Origin of the sequence: Bacillus cereus group sp. BfR-BA-01523 (genome assembly GCF_022662615.1) — a bacterium.
In the GTDB taxonomy this organism is placed as follows: Bacteria; Bacillota; Bacilli; order Bacillales; family Bacillaceae_G; genus Bacillus_A; species Bacillus_A mycoides.
In genome coordinates, this window is record NZ_JAKUDX010000009.1 from 139550 (window position 1) to 161415 (window position 21866).

Below are 21866 nucleotides of genomic sequence, written 5' to 3' on the forward strand. Positions count from 1 at the left end.
TTTTTTGTTTCAATCATGTGATGGTAACTATGTTTCCGCATTTCATAATTGTCATCAGTGATATATGTAAGGCATCCATATGAAAATACGAGGCTGTTCAAGAGTTTTCCGTACTTTTGGACAGCCTCACCCCGTTAAAAAGACGATACTTTGTGTATCGTCTTTTTTGCACAAAAAAAACAGCCAATCAACTAATAAATTGATTGGCTGTAAAACATATTATTTATAATGTTTTTTACGTTTTGTGGCTAAAATACTTAACAATCCAGCTAGTAGAAGAACGATACCTGCTGCTTGTGTATGATCTTTTTTATGACCTGTATTTGGAAGTTTTTTATCTATATTTCGATCATCTTGCTGTTTGTTTGTCTGTGTTTCAGGATTTCCTTTTTCTAGTTCCTCAGAAGTTTCTTTTCCGTGAGTCTCAAGATTTCCTTTTTCTAGCTCTTCGGAAGTTTCTTTTCCTGGTTTCTCCTCTTTATTTGGAGGAGTAATTGGTTTATCATCTCCACCTGGTGAAGATTCGATTTTCTTATTTGAAACTGTAATTTGTAGTGGTGTAGCTTGAGCTTTTTCAATTGTAAAGCTTATCGGTGAAGCATCTAATTGATAGCCTTCAGGAGCCTTTGTTTCCACTAATTGATAATTACCAGGTTTCAAATCATTTACGATTAATTTACCGTGTTGGTCTGTTTTTAGGCCTTCTCGGATTATTTTTCCATCGTGGTCTAAGATATTGAAAATGGCACCTTCAAGTGTTCCACGGTGATCAATATCAACTTTAGTTAACTCAATTGAACCTGTTGTTAAGCTATTTAAAGCTTTAACAGAGGTAACCCCAGATTGTCCCTTCGTAATTGTGAAAGGAATTGGCTTAGCACTTAAATCATAGCCAGTAGGAGCTTTCGTTTCAACGAATTGATAGTCTCCTGGACGTAAATCAGAAACGCTAATTTTCCCATCTTTATCAGTAGTTAAATCAGTACGAACATCATTGCCGCTTTGATCAACGATTTTAAAGATAGCACCTTCAAGAGTAGAGTTGTCAACGTCATCGACTTTAGTTAATTCAACAGCGCCCTTCGTTAAGCTATTTGTAGCAGTAACAGAAGCTTTAGCCGTTTGACTCTTTTCAACAGTAAACTTGATAGGGTTTTGATTTAAGTCGTAATGAGTAGGAGCCTTTGTTTCAACGAATTGATAGTCTCCTGGACGTAAATCAGAAACGCTAATTTTCCCATCTTTATCAGTAGTTAAATTAGAACGCACGTTGTTGCCGTTCATATCAACGATTTTAAATACTGCGTCTTTAAGAGCAGTACCATCAACATCATCCACTTTAGAAAGTTCAACAGCGCCTTTCGTTAAGCTATTCGTAGCAGTAACGGAAGCGATTTTTTCTTGTCCTTTTTTAACTGTGAACTTAATAGGTGTTTCGTTTAAGTCATAGTGATTAGGAGCTTTTGTTTCGATAAACTCATAGTCTCCTGGTGGTAATTCATCCACAACTAAACGGCCGTTTTTATCAGTAGTTAAATCAGTACGGACGTCGTGTCCATCCTTATTAATAATTTTAAATACCGCACCTTCAAGTGTTGTGTTTTCTTCAACATCGTCAACTTTAATTAACTCCACACTACCTTTCGTTAAGCTGTTCGTAGCTGTAACGTAGACATGTTTTGTTTGACTTCTTTCAATTGTGAACTTAATTGGTTCTTCATTTAAGTCATAATGTTTCGGAGCCTTCGTTTCAATAAATTGATAGTCTCCAGGTTGTAAGTCTTTAGCGATGATTTTTCCATCTTTATCGGTAACTAAATTCGTACGAATGTCGTTACCGTTCATATCAGTAATTTTAAATACCGCACCTTCCAGCGTTTCTTTCGCATCTAAAGAGTCAACTTTCGTTAATTCCACGCCACCCTTTGTTAAGCCATTTTTAGCAGTAACAGAAACTTGAGTTGATTGGCTTTTCTCGATAGTGAAAGGAATCGGTGTTTTATTTAAATCATAATCTTTAGGAGCTGTCGTTTCTACGAATTGATAATCTCCCGGTCGTAAATTGGAAGCAGAAACTTTCCCGTGTTCATCAGTAGTTAAATTCGTGCGAACAACTTTACCTTTCGCATCAATGATGTTAAATACCGCATCAGAAAGTTTTGTATCTGGGTTTACATCATCTACTTTAATTAACTCTACAGCACCTTCAGTTAAGCTGTTAGTAGCAGTAACTTGCAGCTGTTCTTTTTGGCTTTTCTTAACTGCAAATTTAATTGGTGTATCATTTAATTTATAGTGTTCAGGAGCTTTCGTTTCAATAAACTGGTAGTCTCCCGGACGTAAATCAGGAACAGCAACTTTACCATATGCATCTGTCGTAAGATCAGTGCGAACATCATTACCGTTCATATCAACAATTTTAAATACAGCACCTTTAAGGACAGTACCATCAATATCATCTACTTTAGAAAGCTCTACCGCACCCTTTGTTAAACCATTTTTAGCAGTAACAGAAATCGGTTCAGCTTGTCCTTTTTCAATTGTGAATGGAATTGGTTCTTTATTTAAATCGTAGTGTTTCGGAGCATTCGTCTCGATGAATTGATAATCACCAGGACGTAAGTCAGAAACGCTAATTTTACCTTGTGAATTTGTAGTAAGCTTCTCGCGAATTACAGTACCCTTCATATCAACAATGTTAAATACTGCGCCTTCAAGAGTAGTACCATCGACGTCGTCCACTTTAGTAAGGTCCACGCCGCCTTTTGTTAAACTATTTTTCATAGTAACAGTAGCGATATCTTTCTGGCTTTTCTCAACTGTAACTACAATTGGCTTTTTGTCTAAATCATAATGTTTCGGAGCCGTTGTTTCGACAAATTGATACGTACCAGGACGTAAGTTTTCAACAATGATTTTTCCTTCACTGTTCGTTTTTAAATCCGTTTTAAGTACTTTCCCGTTTTGATCTAGTAAATTAAACACAGCATCGGCAAGTTTTGTTTGATCGTTTAAATCATCAACTTTAATTAATTCGATACTACCTTGTTTTAAACTATTTTTAGCAGTTAAAGAAATAGTTTTCTTCTGTCCTTTTTCAATAGTGAAATTGATTGGTGTTTCATCTAAAACGTAATGCTTAGGAGCTTCTGTTTCGATGAATTGGTAATCACCAGGACGTAGGTCGTTAATTTCGATCTTCCCTTTACCATTTGTAACAAGGTCTTTATGAATTACAGTACCCTTCATATCAACAATGTTAAATACTGCACCTTCAAGGGTAGTGTCATCGATGTTATCCACTTTAGAAAGTTCCACTGCACCTTTTGTTAGAGCATTTTTAGCTGTAACATGAAGAATTTCAGTTTGGCTTTTCTTAATTGTAAATACGATAGGTTTTTTATTTAAATCGTAATGTTCAGGGGCTGTTATCTCAACGAATTGATACGTACCAGGACGTAGATTTTCAACAACAATTTTTCCTTCACTATTTGTTTTTAAGCTTTCTTCAACTAGCTCTCCATCTGCATCTAATAAATTAAATACAGCGTTAGCAAGTTTTGTATCAGTATCAATATCGTCAATTTTAGTTAATTCAACGCTACCTTTTGTTAAAGTGTTTTTACCTGTAACAGTAATCTTTTTCGTTTGACTTCTTTCAATTGTAAATGGAATCGGTGTTTCGTCTAATACATAGTGCTCAGGAGCCTTTGTTTCAATGAATTGATAGTCTCCCGGACGTAAATCAGAAACAGAAATTTCGCCGTTGTCGTCTGTAACAAGGTTTGTATGAACTTCCTTACCGTCCATGTCAACGATTTTAAAGATTGCGCCTTTCAGCATCGTACGATCGATGTCATCGATTTTTGTTAAAGTGACAGCACCTTTCGTTAAGCTGTTTTTAGCAGTAACGGTAATATTTTCTTTTTGACTTTTTCCGATAGTGAACGGAATAGGGTCTTTGCTTAAGTCATAATCTTTTGGAGCTTTTACTTCAATAAATTGATAATCTCCCGGACGTAAATCAGAAGCGGTAACTATACCGTTCTCATCAGTCGTTAAGCCTTTGCGAATTACCTTTTTAGTGTCATGAGCGTCAACGATTATAAATTCCGCACCTTCAAGTGTAGTGCCATCAACGTCATCTACTTTTGTTAAAGTGACGCCACCTGTAAGTAAACTATTTTTTACAATTACAGGGACTGGCAGATCATCCTTGCTACCTTTTTTAATCGTGAACTTAATAGGTGTTTGATCTAATTTATAATGTGCAGGGGCTTCTGTTTCAATAAATTGATAATCCCCTGGTGCTAAATCAGGAATAACTAGTACTCCATAATCATCTGTTTTTAAATCTTTTGCAATTTCTGTACCGTTTGCGTCTTGTAATTTGAATACCGCACCGGCAAGAGCTATTTTGCTGTCCACATCATCTTCTTTAATTAGTTTAACTTTTCCTTTCGTTAAACTATTTTTAAATGTAAGTGGAAGGAGTTCTTTTTGACTCTTTTCAATTGTAAATTCAATAGGCTCTATATTTACATCGTAGTAAATAGGAGCTTTTGTTTCGACAATTTTGTATTTGCCAGGACGTAAATCTTTTACTACTAATTTTCCCTCTTTATCAGTAGTAAGGTTTGTATGAACGTCTTCATCTTTGTCGTTAACGATTTTAAATACGGCATCTTCAAGTTTTTCTTTATCGTTTAAAGAATCTACTTTCGTTAATTCAATACCGCCTTTAGTTAAGCTGTTTGTAGCTGTAATAGATTTTGTAGCAGTTTGACTTTTCTCGATAGTGAAATCAATCGGTTTCTTGTTTAAATCATAGTGTTCAGGAGCTTTTGTTTCGATGAACTGATATTTACTAGGACGTAGTCCAGAAACAGCTATTTTCCCTTCTTTGTTAGTAATAAGGTTCGTATGAACATCTTTTCCATTTTCGTCAACGATCTTGAAGACTGCTCCTTCAAGAGCATTCCCATCCACATCATCCACTTTTAATAGTTCAACATTACCCGGTACTAAACGATTTTCTGCTGTAACAGTGATGATTTCTTTTTGGCCCTTCTCAATTGTGAAGTTGATAGGTTCTGTGCTTAGTTTATAATGCTCAGGAGCCTGTGTTTCAACAAATTGATATTTGCCAGGACGTAAATCAGAAACCTTAATTTTCCCTTCAGCATCTGTAGTTAAGTCAGTATGAACATCTTTTCCGTGTTCGTCAATAACCTTGAAGACTGCACCTTCTAGAGATTCTTTCTTATCAACGTTATCAACTTTTACTAATTCAGCGTCACCTTTCGTTAAACTGTTCTTTGCAGTAACAGAAACGAAGGAGGTTTGACTTTTTTCAATAGTGAAATCAATCTGTTCTTTATTTAATTCATAGTACTTAGGAGCTTCTGTTTCGATAAATTTATATTTACCAGGCTCTAAGTTTTTAACGATTAACTTTCCATCTGATCCTGTTTTTAAGTTTTGTTGAATTGTATCGCCTTTTTCATTGACTATTTTAAATACCGCACCTTCAAGAGTTACATTTTCTTCAACGTCGTCAACTTTCGTTAAAGTGACGCCACCTTTAATTAGGTTATTTTCTGCTTTGACAGATACCGCCTTTGTTTGTCCTTTTTCAATTTCAAACTTAATAGGTGTCGGGTCTGTAACGTAATGAAGAGGAGCTTGTGTCTCAACAAATTGATATTTGCCAGGACGTAAGTCTTTTACTTCAATATATCCATCTTTATTTGTTGTTAATTGTTCATAGCCAGGGATTACTTTACCTTTTTCGTCTTGTAAGCTAAAAATGGCACCTTCAAGAAGTTTCTTATTCTCATCAAATTTCGTTAAGATGACTGAACCCTTCTTCAGACTATTTTTAGCAGTTACATTAATTACTGTTGTTTGATCTTCTGAGACAGTAAACCAGATTGGTTGGCTATTTAGATCATAATGAACTGGAGCTTCGATTTCCTTTAATTGATAAGTTCCAGGTTTCAATGGATCTACAGTAATTTGTCCATTTTCATTAGTTGTTAATTTTTCGTAGCCAGGAATTACTTTGTTATTTCTATCTAGTAAGGCGAAAACTGCACCTTTAAGTGTTTCGTTATTATTCAGGTCATCAACCTTTGTAAGCACAGCTTTACCAACGAATTTCTTATTGCTAAGTTTGTATGTTGTCGTTTCTTGTGAACCAAGTTCAACAAGTCTGCCTTGCTTTAGATCCCAGCTAATTACATAGCCTGCTGGGGCCTTCGTTTCTTTTAATAAATATTTATCGCGTTTTAAGTTATTAAACTTAGCGATACCGTCTTTGTCTGTTGTTATTTTACGGATAACGGTTTTCCCTGTACGATCGTATAAAGTAAATTCTGCTCCGGCCAATGGTGCGTTCTTATTGTCGTTATCTACCTTTATAATTTCAAGGTTTCCGCGGCCTTTAGTAGCAGAGCCCCCACCGGAACCGGAAGACATTCGAACTTCAATCGTTTCAGTAGTTTCAGTATTTTTTACTGTTAAACTATTACCTGCGATTTTTGCTTTATTACTTACTTTTTCTTTATCGTCTGCATTAATAAATGAGCGGTATTCTAAAATATAAGCTCGATCAATTTTTTTCAAGAAGGCAATTTCGAAATGTTGCTTTCCGGTCTTATTGTCTGTTGTGATCGTTAACTTATAGTCTGTTCCTTTTTTTAATTCATTTGCTGTATCTTTTGTTAAATTTCCATATGGATCAACAGTAGTCGGGTATAAGTGGAATGAATCTTCCACAAGCACTTGATTATCTGTTGGATCGTCTGTTACAACCGCGTCTGCGATGGTTGATTGGCTTTCATTAATTGCGATACTCCAATTAATATAGTTGTCGTCTTGTACAGCTTTTTTTGTGACGAAGCTGCCACCTTTATTTACTTGAGTATCACCTTTAAGAGTGTTAACAATTTTAGAGCCATCTTTTAAATCGGCCTCGTTGTTGTAGGTAGCTTGGATAAGCTCACCATCAAGGCTTGTTTTAAAGATAATATAATAAGGTGAATTAATTGATTGTTTGAAATGAACCTTTAGGGTGTTGTTATTTTTATCTGTAGGTTCTTCAAGTTCATATTGCTCAGTTGGTACAGCATTACCAGGTCTTGCATTATCCGGGCTTCCATTTAAAATCATGTCACGTACTTCAATGGATCCTGGTACTAACTTTTGTTTATCTTTTATTACGTCTATAACATAAGGATCTTTAATCTCAACATTATTATAATTGAAGCCTATTATCCAAGTAATTTCCTTTGTTTGGGCGTTATAAGAACCGTATTTATACCCATTCGCCTTTGTGAAAGTATCAGGATCAAAATTCGCTGCATCTTTATTTGATTGTGGCTTAGAATCGGTATCTATCCAAGATAAGTTACCTGTATTTTTAAATGAAGTTTGGCCACTTTCTAATTTTGTATAATCAAAGTCTGTAGTATATTTTACGACTAATGTCTTTGTCATATTAGACTGATATGTACCTATAAGAGTAATATTGAAACCTTTATCCGTCACATCTAAAACATAGTCAGTCCCAGCTTGAAGAGTATAATCTCCGTCTTTAATTTCTAGTTGCTTATCTTTTAATTGCAATCCACCATGATCAAAGGTATCCGTAATGGTCGCGTTGTTTAATGGATAGTTGTTATTATTTACTATAATTGTCCAAGTTGTTGTTTTGTCTTTGTAGTTTGTGTCAGCTTTATTATTAGATTTAATAATGTTTTGCTGCTTGAAGCTAGCCTCATTTTCTTTACTTGAACCATTATCTGCGGTAACTGTATTTTTGACTTTTCCATCTTTTATGACTTTATCAGTTGGCTTTGTTTTATAGGTGATTACATAAGCACTGTTAATATCTTCATTAAATTGTAAATCGAACCCATTGTTCTTTTTGTTTACAGTGTAATTATTAGCAGTATCACCAGTCACAAGTTTTCCTTTATCATCATAAGCAGCATTTTTTACGACAATAGAATTTTCATCAAGTTCATGTGTATTGTCAAAAATATCTTTTAAAAGCGCATCTGTTTTTTTGATATCTCTTTGATCGCCATTGTAAGTAATTGTCCATTCGATTGTTTGTGTCTTGGGATCATATTTACTTGTTTTATCTAAATGTGTACCACGAGATACAGTTACAGTGGCATTTGCTTTTTGTTGGGACTGATTATCGCTTGTTATCGTGACATCATTTCTGAAATTCGTTGCATTTTCATCGGTTATTTTTGTTGCATATTCAATTTGATACGCTTGATTGATTTTATCCTTAAAAGCAATCTCTAACTTTGAACCATCGGATGAAACGATTTTGTACTCACTTGGGTCAGCTTCCGCACCACGTTTTACGTTCCCGTTAATATCCACATCTAAATGATAAACTTTAATAGAGTCTTTATTTAGGCTTGTATCTTGTGGAATATTATCTTTGAAAACAGCGTTTGTAAGGGTATCCTTCGTTTTATTCATTTCTACTGTCCAATTAATTTCATTTGTATTAATTGGTCTATCAGGCAATCCTTTTTTGTTCGTAGCTGTTTCTATATTTGGTTTGAAATCAATTGTAATAGAAACATCTTTATCCTTAATTGGGAAAGGAATTTCCTGTGTTGTTGTCCCTTTGATTTCGTCTTTATTGAACTCTGTTTTTAATTTAAGATTACCAACAACATCTGGATGGGTTTCAACATATTCGTTAAATGTCATGGTGACTTTCCCATCTTTTGTAACGATAAATTCCCCAATCACATTATTTTTATCATCATATAAGGGGCTTTTAATTGTATTGTAAATCTTAAAATGTTTCGGAAGATCAAAAATATAGTAATCTCCACTTTTTACATTCATTGATTTTAACAGCTCCCATTCAAACTCAATGTTGGCAGGGGAATCTGTGCTCGGACGATTATCATCGTTATTAAATGGTTTCCCATCCTTGTCCGTCAATTTTACACTTGTTAAAATTTTCTCCGTTATTTGTTTGGGAGATGGATCTGGATTCTCAGTAGGGTTGTTAACTGACTCTTGTTCCGGATTCTCAGCAGGCTTGTTAGCTGTATTTTGTTCCGGATTCTCAGCAGTTTTGTTAGTTGGGTCTTGTTCTAGATTCTTAGCAGGTTTGTTAGCTGCGTTTTGTTCTGGATTTCCAGCAGGTTTGCTAGCTGTGTTTTGTTCTGGATTCTCAGCAGGTTTGTTAGCTGCATTTTGTTCCGGATTCTCAGTAGCAGGCTTAGCTGGATCTTGTTCTTGCTTCCCGGTAGCAGGTTTAGCTACATCTTTTTCAGCTTCTTTAACCGGTTGTTCTTTATCTTTAGTATCTTCCAATTGAACAGGAACGGATATAGAATGAATCATCGTACCTAAAGGGAAAGCAATTTGAACTGATTTTGTATCGGATTTTAAAGTTGGATTAAATACAGTTTCAAGTTTAATTTTACCTTTAGCATCTTTTGAAGTTTCTACTTGATCATTAAATATTAGTTTCAGTTTGTTATCTTTAGCTGTCACAAAATATTGACCAATATGTTTTTGATCAACCACCAAATCTCCTTGCGTATCTTTAGATACTTTTAATGCAAGTGGTATTTGAAGCACTGCTGTATCGTTTGCATGTAAAACTTGAGAATCTTTTATTGACCAAGCATATTCTAACTGAATGGTGGATCCTAACTTTATTAAGTTTTTAGGATTTAATGCTTCGTCAATAATATGACCAGTTGCATCTTTCATTTCAACAGTGTCAAATAAAGAAGTTTCCTTTAACGTTTCAGCTTTTGCTTGATTGTATGGGAAACTAATAAACTGTGAAAATAGTACAAATACAATTAAACATATATTTAAAAGTTTTTTCATTTTTCCTCCCTTGAACATTCATTTGTCCATTGGGGACTTATTCCATATGAACAAATGGAATATAAAAAAGTTATTTGTTATAAGCTATTTGTTTTTACTATCCCTCCGTTTCTATACACGTTCTCTGATAAAAACAAATTATGTTCAAAGTAATATTATGTATAACGTAAAACAAAATGCATATTCAAACAGTTATATGGAATGAAATATGCATAATTCGACAAAAAATGTCGAAAAAACACTGATAAAAGGAACGATATCAGCCCTTTATATGTGAGATGATTTTCATGTAAAGTTGGTAAAAAAGAATGGTTATAAAGGTAAGTTTTACGATACATGCTAACCAAAGTAATGTATCCCATTGTGAAGGCCAGTTTTTCGCCTTAAAGTTATGTGGAAATAAAAATCTAGATAGGGTTGATTTTGGTCAGGATGAAGACAATATGTACTTTGAACATAGTTATCTGTTTTGTCAAAAGAGAGTTGTACGCTTAGTGGACCGAAGCTTAGGTATTATTGTTCCTTACATATTAGACGAATATAAGGTGTTTAGAATATTCGACTAAATCATTTTTCCGGTCATTTTTGAAGTTATTTTACATAATAAAAAAGAAGGTATTTCAAACTATAGTGATATCATCTTTTGTTAAAGATAATGATGAATAACCTCCGCTAAAGATTATATACTTAAATGATAAAGAGTTCAATAACATTTCATATATTTTCCAAAAGTGAAAAAAACGACCGTTTTAGTAGAAGAAATCTACAAATCGATCGTTTTTTATTTTAGATTTCTGTTAGAATAATCGGTTCACCGCGTGTTACGACAACTGTATGTTCACATTGTGCAACAAGGCTTTTGTCTGGTGTAACGAATGTCCAACCATCATCACCGCGCTCAATAATATGATCAGCTTTCATAGAGATGAATGGTTCTACAGCGATAACAAGGCCGTCTTTTAGAAGTGCATTATCCATTGGATCATAGTAGCTTAAGATGTGATTTGGGGCTTCGTGTAAGCTAAGACCAATGCCGTGACCAGTTAAGTTTTGGATTACATTATATCCATTTTTATGTGCAAAGTTAGAAACAGCACGACCAATTTGATTTTGTTTTGAGCCAGCTTTTACTTTTTTCATTGCTTCCCAAAATGAGTCTACTGCTGCTTGGCAAAGTTTTTCTTTTTCTTCATCGTCGCCAAGAACAAATGAGATACCTGTATCTGCATAATATCCGTCAAGTGCGGCCGATACGTCTACGTTTACTAAATCGCCTTCTTTTAATACGCGATCGCTTGGAATGCCGTGAGCAACTTCTTCGTTTACACTAATGCAAGTTACACCTGGGAATTTATATTCTTTTTCAGGCGCTGAAATAGCACCGTGCTCATCTAATACTTTTTTACCAATTAAATCAAGCTCTTTCGTTGTCATACCTGGCTTCGCTTGCTTTTTCATTTCTTCGCGTGCAAGTGCAACGATGCGGCCGATTTTTCGTAAACCTTCTAAATCTTGTTCATTACGAATAATCATGAAAACCACTGTCCTTCCTCGAATATATGTCTTATCCGATTGTATCATGTTTATTTTTGTACTGCTACTCGCGTGCGGTATGCGGGTTGATTCCTCTCATAAAGAATACATGACAATTGTCATATTGATGTCATGACGCATCATACTGTTTCCTAACTTTTCCAGAACATACAATGTAAATATAAGAAACGGCGGGGGTGGAGAGATGGAAAAGATTATTGAAGTAAATGGTGTTTCTAAAACATTTAAACATAAAAAAGCAGTAAATAACGTTTCATTTCATGTAAATAAAGGGCAAATAGTAGCATTACTCGGTCCAAATGGTGCGGGGAAAACAACGACAATTTCAATGATGCTCGGATTAAAAGATCCGACAGAGGGGAATGTCTCTATATTTGGAAAGAGTCCGAAGCATAGAGATGTTCGTAATAGCCTTGGTGCGATGCTACAAGAAGTAAGTGTAATTGATAGTATCACGGTAGAAGAGGCAATTGAGTTATTCCGTAGTTATTATACGAATCCTGTAGAGAAAGAAATATTACTGCAGTTGTCAAACTTAGAACCAGAAAGAAAGCAAAGATGTGAGAAATTATCGGGTGGCCAAAAGAGAAGGTTAAATTTTGCGCTGGCACTTGCAGGGAATCCAGAGTTGTTATTTTTAGATGAACCAACTGTAGGGATGGACATAACATCTCGAAAAACGTTTTGGGAAACGATTAGAAAATTAGCAAGTGAAGGGAAAACGATTATTTTAACAACACATTATTTAGAAGAAGCGGATGCGCTAGCAGATCGAATTTTATTATTTGCGAACGGAAAGATTATCGCAGATGGCACACCAGATGAGATGAAAGCGACGATTTCTCGAAAAACAATCTCGTTTTATTCGAAAGAGAAAATTCCTAAGAGTTTACTAAAGGAATTACCGCATGTAACAGAAGTACAGTCAAATGAAGGGCGCTTCACTTTAACGACGGAAGATACAGATGCCACTTTACAAGCAATTTATCAGAGGAATCTACCTGTAACAGACGTTTCAGTTGAACGTGGAAGCCTCGATGAAGCATTTGAACAGTTTGTTGCAAATCAGAAGGAGGGAATCGCATGAGAGCATTATGGATGCAATGTAAAATAGAGGTTTTACGTACGTTCCGCAATAAATTATTCATCTTTTTCTCATTATTAATGCCAGTTATGTTTTATTACATCTTTACAAATGTTGTTCAAGTCCCGCAAAACGGAGATGCATGGAAAGCACATTATTTAATTTCAATGGCGACTTTCAGTATTGTAGGGACTGCCCTTTTTAGTTTCGGTGTGAGACTTTCTCAGGAAAAAGGGCAAGGATGGACACATTTGTTAAAAATTACACCGCTTCCAGAGGGGGCATATTTAGCAGCTAAAATTATTGCTCAAACAGTAGTGAATGCTTTTTCAATCTTAGTTATTTTTATGGCAGGAATATTAATTAATAATGTTGAGTTAACGATAGGCCAATGGATTGGTGCCGGATTATGGCTATTACTAGGCGTGACACCATTTTTAGCCCTTGGAACAGTAATAGGTTCAATTAAGAAGGCGGATGCAGCAGCTGGTTTAGCCAATATTTTAAATATGAGTCTAGCTGTAATTGGCGGGTTATGGATGCCAATTGAAGTGTTCCCGAAAATATTAAGATCTATCGGTGAATGGACACCAACATACCACTTTGGAAGCGGTGCATGGGACATTGTAGCTGGAAAATCGATTGGGTGGGAAAATATCGCGGTACTAGGAGGTTATTTCCTTATATTTGTTGTAGTATCAATATATATAAGAAAAAGACAGGAAGCGGTATAAATGATAGAGAAGAAGAGGTTTGAGTTTTTTCCGAAACATATGGGTTTCTTCCCATATATGTGGTTAGTGTATTTATTATTTCCAATTTATAATTTAACACAAGTATCGGGATGGAAGCTTGTAATAGGGATCGGTATGTTGATAGTTTTCATTATCACATACCGTCAACTTTATTTTGTTCAGAGGACGTTCGTGTTGTGGGCGTGTATTCAAATGATACTAACCTGTTTATTTGCCGTATTTTATAATCCTTTCATGATATTCTTTGGCTTTTTTACGGCAAGTGCGATGGGATTTGCGCCAAGTAAGAAGGCATTTCGTGTGTTGTTATGTTTATTAGTTGTAATGCTTGGAGCTTTTATATTTATAAATGTTAAACAACTAACAATCCCGAGTTTAGTGAATATCGTTCCGATGTTTATTTTAATGCTACTTACGCCATTTGGAATGCGTAATTTTAATCAGAAAAAGATGTTAAAAAATCAACTAAACGAAGCAAACGAACAAATTAAAGACTTAGTAAAACGTGAAGAACGTCAGCGAATCGCAAGAGATCTTCATGATACGTTAGGGCATACGTTATCTCTTATTACTTTAAAGAGTCAGCTTGTGGAGAAATTGATTGTGAAGAATCCAGAACGCGCAAGTATAGAGGCGAAGGAGATTACACAAACATCTCGTACTGCTTTAAAACAACTGCGCGAGTTAATTTCTGATATGCGTATGATTACAGTGGAAGAAGAAATTGAGCAAATAAAAGCGATTTTGCAAGCTGCCAATATTGAATTAGAAGTAAAGCAGGAGGCTAATTCTAGCTCATTATCACCAATTGAACAAAATATTTTAGGTATGTGTTTACGTGAAGCTGTTACGAATGTCGTGAAGCATAGTAAGGCAAAGTCATGTGCAGTTTCTATATTAGAATCACAAGGTGAGTTGATTTTGAAAGTAGAAGATAATGGCATAGGTTTGGAAAATCAAAGTCATGATGGAAACGGTATTCGAGGTATGAAGGAGCGGATTTCCCTTATTGATGGAATAGTTGAACTGGATACGATCAATCCAGGGACACTGTTAACGGTGAAAGTTCCAATTGTAATTAGAACAGGAAAAGATGAGGTGAGGGCATGATTCGAATTATTATTGCAGAAGATCAGCGGATGCTTCGTGGTGCATTAGGAGCCCTGCTTGATCTGGAAGATGATATTGAAGTAGTTGGGCAAGCTGCGAATGGTGAAGAAGCGTTAAAATTAATCGAATCGTTAAAGCCAGATATAAGTATTATGGATATTGAAATGCCGATCCAAAGTGGTTTAGATGTTGCTGAAATTTTAAAGAAAGAACAATCATCTTGTAAAGTAATGATTTTAACAACATTTGCGCGTCCTGGTTATTTTGAAAGGGCAATGAAAACTGGTGTTCACGGGTATTTATTAAAGGATAGCCCGAGTGAAGATTTAGCTTCAGCAATTCGAAATGTCATGAAAGGGAAGCGAGAAATTTCGCAGGAGCTAATGTTTGGCTTATGGCAGGAACAAAATCCGCTATCAGATCGTGAAAAAGAAGTGCTGGTACTTGCGAAAGAAGGAAAGACTACAAATGAAATTGCTAAGATGCTCTATCTTTCGCCTGGTACAGTGCGTAATTATATTTCGGAAGTATTAGCAAAACTGGAAGCGAAAAATAGAATTGAGGCAATTACAATTGCGGAAGAAAAGGGATGGATATGAAAAGAAGTTTACCTACGAGTGGTAAACTTCTTTTTTCTTATAAACAAGTATTTCAATAGAAAGTTTCGTCGCAGTCGCATCGCTCAGAATTTGAAGTATATCGCGTAATTTAGATTTTACTTCATTTTTCGACAAAAAATTTGTTATAGTAAGATTAAGTTGTTGGTCTAAATTTTGGACAACTTTACCACTAACAGTTGTAATTACTCCATTTTTATCTACTTTTACAATAAGATCTTGGCCATATACTTTATAATTTTCGTAAGTTTGTGCAAGGCGAACTTCGGTTTGACTTTCTTTTGTTTCTTTATTTGTAGGTTGGGAATCTACATTCATTTCAGTTGTCACTCACTCTTGTTGAGCTTTAGCCTCGTTTATCTCATCTTTTAAATACTTTTTCACCATATTTTTTTCGTATTATTTTGAGGTTGTGTTAATTTTTTTATTGTTAAACTAGGCTGAGCAATTTCAACTTTTACTTCATTTTTGTCTAATTCTTGGGTGTGAACAGCTTCTGCTGATAAAGGATAAAGAAGACCGAATGTAACGAAAAGCACGAGCAAGTTTTCTATAATTTATCTATAAAACTTCTAATCTATTATTGTATGTGAGATGAATTATATGAAGAATTTGCGGAATTTTATATATATTATGCATTATTTCATATCAAAAATTGTCGAATTCACATTATTGTAGTGGTATGACAACTTGAAAAAATTAGATTGTTATAATGGGACGGTGAGCAAGTATGCACGCAGAAAAACTAGGAAGCGAAATAAAGAAAATTAGGGGAATGAGAGGATTAACACAGAAACAACTCTCCGATAATGTATGTCATCAATCGGAGGTGAGCAGAATTGAGTCGGGCGCGGTATACCCAAGTATGGATATATTGCAAGGTATTGCAGCAAAGTTACAAGTTCCCATTATTCATTTTTATGAGGTACTCATTTATTCTGATATCGAGAGGAAAAAGCAGTTAAAAGATCAAATCATTATGCTTTGTAAGCAAAAGAAATATAAAGAAATATATAATAAAGTATGGAATGAACTGAAAAAGGAAGAATATCATCCTGAGTTTCAGCAGTTTCTTCAATGGCAATATCATGTATCCGCGTATGTGCTAAAGAAGATTGATTATGAATATTGTATTCTGGAGCTAAAAAAGCTACTAAATCAACAGTTAACTGGAATAGACGTGTATCAAAAACTTTATATAGAAAATGCAATTGCAAATATTTATGCTGAAAATGGTTATTTTAAGAAGGGTATGGAGTTATTTGAAGGTATATTAAAGCAATTAGAGGCATTGCCTGAAAATAAAGAGTTTGATGTGAAGGTAAGACATAATCATGCAAAAACATTATACTTAGATAATCAATATGAAGAAGCACTTTATCAAATAAATAAAGCCATTGAAATATCATGTCGAATTAATAGTATGGCATTGATTGGACAGTTATACTATCAAAAAGGTGAATGCTTAGAAAAGCTAGAGTATGATGGGGCAGAGATTGAAGATGCTTATGAAAAAGCTTGCTTCTTTTTCGATATATTAGAAATGCATGCGTATAAAGAAACGCTTATAAAAAAAATGAAGAAATAAAAACGACCTAAAAAATAGATATGCATAATTGCATACGATATGGATAAATTTTCATGATATATTAAAAGAAAAATGTGGGTGATGGAATATGAAAAAACTACTTATTGGTAGTCTATTAACGTTAGCGATGGCATGGGGTATTTCATTAGCAGATACAGCTTTAGAGAAAAGCCAAGTAATTTCTCATAATGATCAAGAGGTACAATTAGCTTCAGATATGCCTTTTGAGTATTAAAAAGCAACCGTCTTACTTAGACGGTTGTTTTTTTATGGAGTAACATCCAAACATCTTTACTAGAAACAGGTTTGCTAAAGAGGAATCCTTGAATGTGGTCACAGTTTTGCTCGTGTAAAAACTTCCATTGTTCTTCTGTTTCTACACCTTCCGCAATAACCTCTAAATTTAATTCTTTTGATAGCGTAATAATGGAAGCGATAATGGCTTCTTCTAAAGGGCTATTTGTAATTCCACAAATAAATTCTCGAGCAATTTTTAATGTATTGATTGGATATTTCGTTAAATAAGCTAAAGAACTATAACCAGTTCCAAAATCATCAATTGAAATTTGAATACCAAGATTTTGAAGTTCTTCTAGTTTAGCAATTACAGAATGATTTTGATTAATCGCGATACTTTCTGTAATCTCAATATCTAGCGCTTCCGGCTTTAGTTCGGTTTCTTCCAAGACTTTTGAAATAGTTGATATTAAATCTGCGTGATTGAATTGAACAACAGATAAATTTACACCAACCTTTAAGTGAGAAAATCCTTGGTTATGCCACTTTTTTGCTTCTAAGCAGGCGGTACGTAAAATCCAATTACCAAGTTCAATAATAAATCCTGTTTCCTCTGCTAGAGGAATGAATTGGGCAGGCGATACAATTCCGAGTTTTGGATGTTTCCAGCGAATTAATGCCTCAAAACCGATAATTTGTTTTGTTTTTGTATTTACTTGTGGTTGATATTCAAGGAAAAATTCATTTTGTTGTAGAGCTTTTGAAAGTTCACCTTCTAGGAAGTGTATTTCATTTTGCGCAATACTCATTTCTTTTGAGAAGAAAATGAATCTATTTTTCCCATTAGCTTTTGCTCGATACATAGCCATATCTGCATTTTTCATTAATTCGGTTACATCGGTTCCGTAGTCAGGGTACATCGCAATTCCGATACTCGGTGTAACAGAAAGTTCTTCATCTTTAATAAAGTAAGGCTTATTTAAGATAGTTAAAATTTGTTCAGCTATAAAAGAAGCACTTTTTTCAGAGTACATATCTGGTAATAGAATCGTAAATTCATCTCCGCCTTGGCGGGCAACGATATCTTTTGAACGTAAACATCCACGTAATCTTTTTGCTACTTCAATTAATAATAAATCCCCGACATCATGGCCGAGTCGATCGTTAATTTTTTTAAATCGATCTAGGTCGAGGAACATAACCGCAACGTCATTAGTGTTGTTTTGAGCTAGATTTAAAATCGTTTTTAAATCTTTTTCGAATTTCCGTCGATTCGGTAGTCCTGTAAGTGCATCATGGAAAGCCATATGCTCTACTTGCTTTTGTTTTTCATATAAAGTTGTAATATCACGTGCGATACCAAACATCCCAACAACTTCTTTATTTATAAAAATAGGGATGAATGTAATGTGAAGGTGATAATAATAGCCTTCTTTTTCTTTTGTACGAATTTCTAGAGTTTGTGGTCTACCTTCTTTTGTAATTTGTAAAGATTTCTTCAATAATTCATGATCTTGTGGATCAATGAAGTGTTGAAGAGAATAGCTTGTTACTTCACAATAATAGGCTGTAAATAAACTTTCACAAGCCTTATTAGATTGTTGAAAAATCCCGTTCATATTTAAAGAAAAAACAGCATCAGGATGATCTTCGAATAAAGATTTATAACGTTGTTCACTTTTTGATAGGGCAGATACGCCTTCTTCAACTTCATCTTCTAGTTGTGTAGTCAACTGTTCATACGTATCGATTAATACTTGATTATCTTTCCACATGTAAAGTTGTCGTAGGAATAATAATACTAGTGATAATACTAGACCGATTAGCATGAACTTATCATCCCAAGGCTGAATAACAGCAAAGGAAAAAGTAATGATTATACTAAAATAAGGTAATATAAAGCGTACATAATCGAATCGATAATATTTCGTTTTCGTTTCATGTTGCATTGGTTTATCCAAAATGTACAGTATGGAAGACAAACCAATTAATAAAATTGAAGCAGTATGTATTAAGTAAGAGACTTCAGAAGAAGTTTCCATCCCTGCGTTTAATTGAAACAGATGTATATATCCGTACACAAGTATGATAGTAAAGCCGATAATTAATGAAATTCTGCTAGAAGAATATTGTTCTCTTCTATATAGGCTAATAACGGCGTAAATTACTAATGATTGTGCAATAAAATACCCAATCAAAATCCACGCTTCCTTCGTTAACATACGAAAGCTTGAAATATCTAAAATAAAGGTTAAGGTAAAATAAATATTCATAATAACAATAAAGATGCTGTCGAATGAAAATTGAGCAAGGCCTCTAATAGAGTAATGTTTTATAAACTTTATAGCAAAGCCAGAGAAGAGTAAAATATATTGTACGATGAAAAAAGGCAATGCCTTATATGAGAATATGACTTGATCATATATAGAAAGTGAATGAAGAAATAAAGTTATCTCCATAGCTAATCCACATATACAAGTGCATAGTACTAGAACCCAAAATAGTTTGTCACCGTGCTTCATCTTCTTAATTGCTTTATATAAGCAATAGCAAGAAAAGAGTGTAGCAAAACAAAATAAGAAGAGAATGCCAATTTCTTTTATATTCAAGCTCTTAGGAATAAGGAATATCCAAAGAAAAAATATAATTATATACATCATGACAAAGTGTACATATTTTTTTTGATTAATCATATTATGACTCCGTTTCAATAAAGTTGAATCGCAGGTGGAAAATGCTAATTCCAATCATAGCATATAAAATAGGGTGTTTTTTACTAGAAAAATTACTTTTTTTGAAAAAAATAGCGCAACATTACAATTTACCATTGCAATGTTGCGCTATTTATTCTTTTTATTCCTCTTATAGAGGATAGTTCACATATTAATTGTAGCATTGCTAAATCTTTCTGTTTACTTTCAATCATAATATCAAAATTATGATTAATTTTTTTTGTAATGTGTAAAAAGGGTTTAATAAATTCTAAATCAATATAATCTGCGTGGGCCCTAAATTCTTTTTCTGATCTAGGAGAAGAAATATGAACTTTAGGAAGGACATTTGTATGTGACCAAGTTTTAAATATCATAGGAAGCAATTCTTCTAGCGGTTCATTACAAAGGTTCGCTATGTGATGATGATAATCGAACACGAAAGGGATTTTTTCTTTTTGACAAATAGCCAAAGTTTCAGAAGTTGTATACGTTTTATCGTCATTTTCAAGAGTCATTTGTCTTTTTATATGGTAAGGGAGCTTTTGTATGTTTTCATGAAAACGTTCGATTGCCTTCTCCTTATTTCCATACGCACCACCTACATGTATATTAATGTAGGAAGAATCTGCAATTCCCATAGCATTTAACACATTATAATGATAGGTCATATCTGTAATTGCATTAGTTGTAATATGTGGTTTGTCGCTTGTAAATAGTGTGAATTGGTTTGGGTGAAAACTTACGCGTAAATTGTGTTCTTGAATTAATGCTCCTATTTTACGCCATAGTGGAGCAAATATTTGAATGTAATCAAATTCAACTTCAGGATGTGTTGCAAGCGGGACGATAGAAGATGATAAACGATATAATGGAATTTCGTGTGCAATATTGTAATGAAGGATGCGTATTGTGTGTTCTAGATTTTGCAGTGTAACATTATATAATTTATCTTCACGCTCTTGTTTTTTTAGCTTTTTCCAGCTTGTAAATGTCATTGTTTTGGCAGGCGAACATTCCCATAATGCCGTAGCATGTGAGACATATCCAAATCGAATTATCATATGTGATGCACCTCCTTGGCTCTTGAAATTTCTCTATAAAAAGAACGCGAGTATCGTTCCTATCCATTCTTTTCCTCTATCGATAATGGAGAGGGGGCTGACATCTTCAAAGGAAAGTAATGAGGAGCGTCCCAAATCTTCCTCGAATTTACGTTTTACTTCTTGTATGAAATGTTTATCGTATAAAAGGCAATTGATTTCATGGTTAATATATATACTTCTCATATCGAAATTAGCAGTTCCGATATCACAAGTATGATCGTCTACTATAATAATTTTTGCGTGGAAAAATCCTTGCTGAAAAGCGTAAATATTACAACCAGCTTGTATTAACTTTCGGCAATATGGGAATTTTGCTTCTCGAACGAGGGCATGATCAGCTTTTTGTGGAACGAGAATAGTTATTTGAACCCCACGTTTTCGCGCTTTTAATAATGCATTCATAATTTTTTTTCCAGGAATAAAATATGGTGTACCGATAAAGAGTTCTTTTTTCGCGCTTTCGATTAAATGTAAAAATGTATTTTGTAAATAGGCACCATCAGTAGGAATGAAACGATGTAGAATGGTCCCTGGTTGTTGCGTAGGAAAATAAAGAGATGAATCTAATAAATTTTGCTCTGTATCGTCGAGCCAATCATGTAAAAATTGTTTTTGTAAATCTTGTATCCCTTCTCCTGTAAGACGTAAATGATAATCTCGCCATAACCCTAACCTTTGATTATGCCCTAAATATTCTTCGCCAATGTTAAATCCACCAATATAACCAATTTTCCCGTCAATAACTGTAATTTTTCTATGGTTTCTTTGATTTGCAGAAAAGAAAGGAAAAGGAAATTTCACTTTATGACAAAATGAAAAAGAGACACCATGTTTTTGTAGGGAGTAAATCGCTTCTTTTGATAAATAATGACTTCCAAACCGGTCGAGTAAAAGTCTTACTTCAATTCCTTCTTGTGCTTTATCGATAAGTAACTTTAAAAACGTACGACTTATATCATCGTTTTTTACAATAAAAAATAAAACGTGCACATGGTGTTTAGCTTGTTTTATATCAGTAAAGAGAGCATCGTATAGATCATTTCCATATGTATAAAGGCGAAAATCACTTTGACGTAAAGGGAAAGAACGAGAACGTACACGCTTTAAATGAACAATTCTCCCATATGAAAGGTCGATTGTAATCCAGAGAGCGCTGCCTAATAACAAGAGAGATAAGAAAAACATAAGTAAATTCCCTCCTTCACGGTCTTTTCAC

The 21866-nt window shown here is 34.3% G+C and carries 12 protein-coding genes; 6 read left to right on the forward strand and 6 right to left on the reverse strand.

What is annotated here, in order from left to right; all coding sequences use genetic code 11:
- Positions 1-219 precede the first annotated feature (219 nt).
- The gene (locus tag MR066_RS20860) at positions 220-9888 is read right to left on the reverse strand and encodes a SpaA isopeptide-forming pilin-related protein (protein WP_242248404.1); all 9669 of its coding nucleotides are present in this window, start codon (positions 9886-9888) and stop codon (positions 220-222) included.
- 786 nt (positions 9889-10674) lie between these two features.
- Complete coding sequence (map, locus tag MR066_RS20865; protein ID WP_061673820.1) at positions 10675-11469, reverse strand: type I methionyl aminopeptidase; 795 nt, start codon at positions 11467-11469, stop codon at positions 10675-10677.
- A gap of 157 nt (positions 11470-11626) precedes the next feature.
- Here map and MR066_RS20870 point away from each other — a divergent pair, with 157 nt between their 5' ends.
- The 4 genes from MR066_RS20870 to MR066_RS20885 are packed head-to-tail and all read left to right on the forward strand — an operon-like array spanning position 11627 to position 14990.
- Positions 11627-12529, forward strand: a complete 903-nt coding sequence (locus tag MR066_RS20870) for an ABC transporter ATP-binding protein (protein ID WP_016102315.1) — start codon at positions 11627-11629, stop codon at positions 12527-12529.
- On the forward strand, positions 12526-13260 hold the full coding sequence (locus MR066_RS20875; protein WP_016093649.1) for an ABC transporter permease: 735 nt from the start codon (positions 12526-12528) through the stop codon (positions 13258-13260). Before MR066_RS20870 ends, MR066_RS20875 begins: the two co-directional genes overlap by 4 nt.
- A complete protein-coding gene (locus MR066_RS20880) occupies positions 13261-14391 on the forward strand; it encodes a sensor histidine kinase (RefSeq protein ID WP_242248405.1) in 1131 nt (376 codons plus the stop codon).
- Positions 14388-14990 carry a response regulator transcription factor gene (locus tag MR066_RS20885; RefSeq protein WP_219300806.1) on the forward strand — a complete coding sequence of 201 codons (603 nt, stop codon included), beginning with the start codon at positions 14388-14390 and terminating at the stop codon, positions 14988-14990. Before MR066_RS20880 ends, MR066_RS20885 begins: the two co-directional genes overlap by 4 nt.
- Positions 14991-15002: 12 nt before the next feature.
- On the opposite strand, the gene MR066_RS20890 is transcribed toward MR066_RS20885, so the two are convergent.
- On the reverse strand, positions 15003-15326 hold the full coding sequence (locus MR066_RS20890) for a bacillolysin (RefSeq protein ID WP_002166402.1): 324 nt from the start codon (positions 15324-15326) through the stop codon (positions 15003-15005).
- Between the two features lie 412 nt (positions 15327-15738).
- Here MR066_RS20890 and MR066_RS20895 point away from each other — a divergent pair, with 412 nt between their 5' ends.
- Together MR066_RS20895 and MR066_RS20900 are read left to right on the forward strand one after the other, a co-directional pair.
- Positions 15739-16596 carry a helix-turn-helix domain-containing protein gene (locus tag MR066_RS20895; protein ID WP_044438295.1) on the forward strand — a complete coding sequence of 286 codons (858 nt, stop codon included), beginning with the start codon at positions 15739-15741 and terminating at the stop codon, positions 16594-16596.
- An 88-nt stretch (positions 16597-16684) separates the two neighbouring features.
- Entirely contained in the window at positions 16685-16831 is a 147-nt protein-coding gene (locus tag MR066_RS20900; protein ID WP_002068556.1) for a quorum-sensing peptide PapR, read from the forward strand.
- A 16-nt stretch (positions 16832-16847) separates the two neighbouring features.
- On the opposite strand, the gene MR066_RS20905 is transcribed toward MR066_RS20900, so the two are convergent.
- From MR066_RS20905 to cls, 3 genes are all read right to left on the reverse strand, one after another.
- Positions 16848-19526: a DUF4084 domain-containing protein gene (locus MR066_RS20905; protein ID WP_242248406.1), complete on the reverse strand. Its 2679-nt coding sequence runs from the start codon at positions 19524-19526 to the stop codon at positions 16848-16850.
- Between the two features lie 128 nt (positions 19527-19654).
- Positions 19655-20608: a UV DNA damage repair endonuclease UvsE gene (gene uvsE, locus MR066_RS20910; RefSeq protein WP_242248407.1), complete on the reverse strand. Its 954-nt coding sequence runs from the start codon at positions 20606-20608 to the stop codon at positions 19655-19657.
- A gap of 33 nt (positions 20609-20641) precedes the next feature.
- Positions 20642-21835 carry a cardiolipin synthase gene (gene cls, locus MR066_RS20915; RefSeq protein WP_242248408.1) on the reverse strand — a complete coding sequence of 398 codons (1194 nt, stop codon included), beginning with the start codon at positions 21833-21835 and terminating at the stop codon, positions 20642-20644.
- Positions 21836-21866: the final 31 nt, after the last annotated feature.

Bases quoted from the DNA above. Each gene is read 5' to 3' on its own strand.
- MR066_RS20895 (WP_044438295.1), top strand. From the start codon at position 15,739: ATGCACGCAGAAAAACTAGGAAGCGAAATAAAGAAAATTAGGGGAATG.
- MR066_RS20875 (WP_016093649.1), top strand. From the start codon at position 12,526: ATGAGAGCATTATGGATGCAATGTAAAATAGAGGTTTTACGTACGTTC.
- MR066_RS20900 (WP_002068556.1), top strand. From the start codon at position 16,685: ATGAAAAAACTACTTATTGGTAGTCTATTAACGTTAGCGATGGCATGG.
- MR066_RS20860 (WP_242248404.1), bottom strand. From the start codon at position 9,888: ATGAAAAAACTTTTAAATATATGTTTAATTGTATTTGTACTATTTTCA.
- MR066_RS20890 (WP_002166402.1), bottom strand. From the start codon at position 15,326: ATGAATGTAGATTCCCAACCTACAAATAAAGAAACAAAAGAAAGTCAA.
- MR066_RS20870 (WP_016102315.1), top strand. From the start codon at position 11,627: ATGGAAAAGATTATTGAAGTAAATGGTGTTTCTAAAACATTTAAACAT.
- cls (WP_242248408.1), bottom strand. From the start codon at position 21,835: ATGTTTTTCTTATCTCTCTTGTTATTAGGCAGCGCTCTCTGGATTACA.
- uvsE (WP_242248407.1), bottom strand. From the start codon at position 20,608: ATGATAATTCGATTTGGATATGTCTCACATGCTACGGCATTATGGGAA.
- MR066_RS20905 (WP_242248406.1), bottom strand. From the start codon at position 19,526: ATGATTAATCAAAAAAAATATGTACACTTTGTCATGATGTATATAATT.
- MR066_RS20880 (WP_242248405.1), top strand. From the start codon at position 13,261: ATGATAGAGAAGAAGAGGTTTGAGTTTTTTCCGAAACATATGGGTTTC.
- MR066_RS20885 (WP_219300806.1), top strand. From the start codon at position 14,388: ATGATTCGAATTATTATTGCAGAAGATCAGCGGATGCTTCGTGGTGCA.
- map (WP_061673820.1), bottom strand. From the start codon at position 11,469: ATGATACAATCGGATAAGACATATATTCGAGGAAGGACAGTGGTTTTC.